3 protein-coding genes are annotated in these 2,863 nt (G+C 68.5%); 1 reads left to right on the top strand and 2 read right to left on the bottom strand.

All coding sequences use genetic code 11. From position 1 onward, the window contains the following. Window positions 1-1,699 (bottom strand): TonB-dependent receptor plug domain-containing protein (locus tag ACILRF_RS15870; protein ID WP_395674598.1); only part of this gene is annotated, 1,699 nt, incomplete at its 3' end. A 243-nt stretch (window positions 1,700-1,942) separates the two neighbouring features. Here ACILRF_RS15870 and radC point away from each other — a divergent pair. After that, entirely contained in the window at window positions 1,943-2,686 is a 744-nt protein-coding gene (gene radC, locus ACILRF_RS15865; RefSeq protein WP_395674596.1) for a DNA repair protein RadC, read from the top strand. Between the two features lie 3 nt (window positions 2,687-2,689). On the opposite strand, the gene ACILRF_RS15860 is transcribed toward radC, so the two are convergent. Beyond that, complete coding sequence (locus ACILRF_RS15860) at window positions 2,690-2,848, bottom strand: Rid family hydrolase (RefSeq protein WP_395674600.1); 159 nt, start codon at window positions 2,846-2,848, stop codon at window positions 2,690-2,692. Between the last annotated feature and the right edge of the window lie 15 nt (window positions 2,849-2,863).

The following is a 2,863-nucleotide window of genomic DNA, read 5'->3' as shown; positions in this document are numbered from 1 at the left end:
TGCTGACGCCGCCGCGAACGGCGAAGGCCGGGCTGAACTCGTAGCGGCCCGAGAGCTTCCAGTTGGTGGTCGAGCCGAAGTCGGAGAAGTGCTCGTAGCGCAGGGCGGCGGCGAGCGTCAGGTTCTCAAGGACGTCGGCTTCCAGGTCGACGTAGCCGGCGTAGCTGTCGCGCGACTTGTCGATGGCGAAGGCCGGCGAGAAGCCCGGGGCGCCGCTGGTGCCCGGCGGCTTGGTGATCGTCGTGCCGTTGTTGAGGCGCTGCACGGCGTAGGGGCCGAACAGGTAGGACGCCTCGTCGCCGGCGCCGATCTCATAGGCCTCGATCCGCCGCTCGGCCCCGAAGGCGACCGTCAGCGGGCTGGCAAACCCCATCTCCACCGGGTAGGTGAAGTCGGCGTTGAACGTCGTGTCACGCTCCTGCAGCGAGCCCAGGTAGAACTCGGTCGGCGAGTCGGGGCCCATCGCCGCGTTCAGCGATTCCGACATGTAGTAGCGCAGGGTGTTCTGGCCGTAGGAGGCCGACAGGTCGTAGGTCAGGCCGCCCTCGAGCTCGCCCTTGTAGCCGGCGACGCCCGACAGGTCGCGGATGTGACCCTTGAAGAACGGCGTGAAGCCCCGCGGGTAGATCTCGGTGAAGCTGAAGGTACGGCCGTTCGCGTCGTAGGTGCCGTCCGGCAGCCGGTCGAGGTAGATCGGGTCGAAGACGTTGGTCCGCGGATAGACCTGAGTGCCGACGCCGCTCTGGGCCGGGCCCGTCACGGTGTAGGGCTGGCGCCAGTTGAACTGGAAGGCCTGGTTGCTGCGGCCGTAGTTGCCGAAGAAATAGAGCTTGGACCGCTCGGAGGTCTCGACCTCGCCGTTGAAGAACATGCGGTAGGCGCGGACCTTCGGGTCGCCGACCCGCTGCACCGGGTCGGCGGTGGCCAGGTCCGGACGGGCGAGCGAATGCGCCAGGGCGCCAATCCGCTGGCCGCCGCGGCTGGTGTAGCCGGAGTCCAGGAATTCGCCGGAGACGTTGACGAAGCCGCGATCGCCCAGCGGCAGGCCGACGTTGGCCTGGAGCTGGTAATTCTTGCCGTCGCCCTTGTAGTGCTGGCCGTAGCGGCTGCGGATCTCGAAGCCTTTGGCCTCGCGGCGCAGGGTGTAGTTGATCACGCCGGCGATGGCGTCGGAGCCGTACTGGGCCGAGGCGCCGTCACGCAGGACTTCGATGCGCTCGAGCGCGATGGTCGGGATCTGGGCGAGGTCGACAGCCTGCGAGCCGGCCGCCAGGGCGCCGCCGCCGGAGAAGTTGACCAGCGCCGAGCGGTGACGGCGCTTGCCGTTGATCAGCACCAGGGTCTGGTCGGGCGCGAGACCGCGCAGGGTCGGCGGACGGATGAAGCCCGAGCCGTCGGCGTTGATGCCGGCGAAGCGCGCGACGTTGAACGACGGCACCAGCGAGCGCATCAGGCTGTTCATGTCGCCGGTGGCGATCGTCTCGATATCCTGCGAGCTCAGCACGTCCACGGGGACCGGCGAATCGGTGACGGTGCGGCCCGCGCGGCGCGTGCCGACGACGACCAGCTCGTCGACCGCCTGGCCGCGTTCGGCGGCGGGTGAGTTCGAGGTTTGCGCGGAGCGCTCCTGAGCGCCGGCATAGCCCGCCGATAGCAGAACCGCAGCGATTGTCAGACTTCCGGCCTGGTACTTATTCATGAACGTTCCCCGTACTTATGTTTGTTTTGGCGGGACCGCACCGTTCCCATGGCGCGCCCCTGAAAGGTCTCCCGCGTCGGCTTACTGACGTCCGGGAAGGGTTCTGGCCCACATTGCAGAGTGGAAACGGGTAAGGCTCACAAACAAGCTGTTAAATACGTCCTAGGTGGGGGTGTGTCTGCACCACCCCGGAGGGTCGCTTCGGGGTTGCCTGAGTCGAACAAATGTGGAACATCTTCTCGCATGGATCGCGCCGCATCGCTGCAGGACGGCTCCGTCGCCAACTTCTGGTCGCCGCCAGCCCAGGCGGCGGCGCGGCCGCATCACCTCGGACATCGCGAACGGCTGCGCGAACGGGCCGCAGCCGGCGGAACGGCCGCCCTCCCCGACTACGAAGTCCTGGAGCTCTTGCTGTTCCGCGCCATCCCGCGCGGCGACGTCAAACCCCTCGCCAAGCAGCTGCTGACCCGGTTCGGATCGCTGGCCGGCGTGCTCGGCGCCAGCCTCGAGGAGCTGAAGACGGTGAAGGGGGTCGGGGCCGCCGTCGCTCTGGATCTGAAGCTGGTGCATGAGGTCGGCCTGCGAGCGGCGCGCGAGGCGGTGGTCCGGCGGCCAGTGATCTCGTCGTGGTCGGCGCTGCTGGCCTATGTGAAGACCGCCCTGGCCCACGAGGCCCGCGAGCAGTTCCGGGTGCTGTTCCTCGACAAGAAGAACCAGCTGATCGCCGACGAGGTGCTGGGCCGCGGCACCGTCGACCATGCGCCCGTCTATCCGCGCGAGGTGGTGCGCCGGGCCCTGGAGCTGTCGGCCAGCGCCGTCATCCTCTTGCACAACCACCCGTCCGGCGATCCGACGCCGTCGTCGGCCGACGTCGACATGACCCGCCAGGTCGTGGAGGCGGCCCGGGCCCTGCGCATCGCCGTGCACGACCACCTGGTGGTCGGCCGCGACGGCGTCGCGAGCCTCAAGGCCCTGGGGCTGATGTAGCGCTCAAGGCAGGGCGGCGACGCCGGTGATCTCGATCAGGATCTGCGGCAGGGCCATCTCGCATTGGGCGGTCGCCCGGGCCGGGGCCGTTTCGGGCGAGACCCAGGCGTCCCAGACCTCGTTCATGCCGGCGAAGTCGCGGGCGATGTCCTTCAACCAGATCTGCGTCGTCAGCAG

This window comes from Phenylobacterium sp. (genome assembly GCF_044236515.1).
In the GTDB taxonomy this organism is placed as follows: Bacteria; Pseudomonadota; Alphaproteobacteria; order Caulobacterales; family Caulobacteraceae; genus Phenylobacterium.
This window is presented reverse-complemented; position numbering and strand designations above follow the sequence as displayed.